Here is a 524-nt window from a genome sequence, read left to right as displayed (position 1 = left end):
GCGCCTGCTAGAAGCTGTTCATCCGTGAAGGTTAATGAACCGTCTTCTTGGATGGTGTAACCCACATCTTCCACAACCGCTGCGTCATTCACTGGATTCACAGTGAGGTCAGCATTAGCGACGATGGTGTCAGTGCCATCTGAGATGTCGAAGCTAAGGTCAATGTCACCATTGAAGTCCGCATCTGGTGTGATGGTGAATGAGCCGTCTTCGTTGGCGGTAACTGTAGCGTTATCACCGGCTGATAAGTTCGCAGCTGTTAAGTCATCACCGTCTACATCGGATGCTTGGGACAATAGTTGGTCTTGAGTCAGAGTGATAGAGCCGTCTTCATCAACGGAATAAGCTAAGTCACCCGATACAGGCGCGTCGTTCACTGCAATAACGTCAATACCTGCCGTAGTTTCAGCAGTTGCACCGTCTTCATCTACAACAACGACATCTAGGCTGACATTACCGTTGAAGTTTTCATTTGGTGCAAAGCTGTAGGTACCATCACCATTGTCAGTGAAAATACCGTCTGT

The 524-nt window shown here is 48.3% G+C and carries 1 protein-coding gene; it reads right to left on the bottom strand.

The window, feature by feature from the left end; all coding sequences use genetic code 11:
• Positions 1 to 524, bottom strand: a 524-nt coding sequence (locus tag ACVA6Q_RS24560; protein ID WP_446649213.1) for a cadherin-like domain-containing protein, incomplete at both ends; no start/stop codon positions are given.

The organism is Vibrio sp. DNB22_10_4 (genome assembly GCF_052879755.1).
The sequence above is the reverse complement of the archived record's forward strand: the minus strand, read 5'-3'. Positions and strand labels throughout refer to the sequence as shown.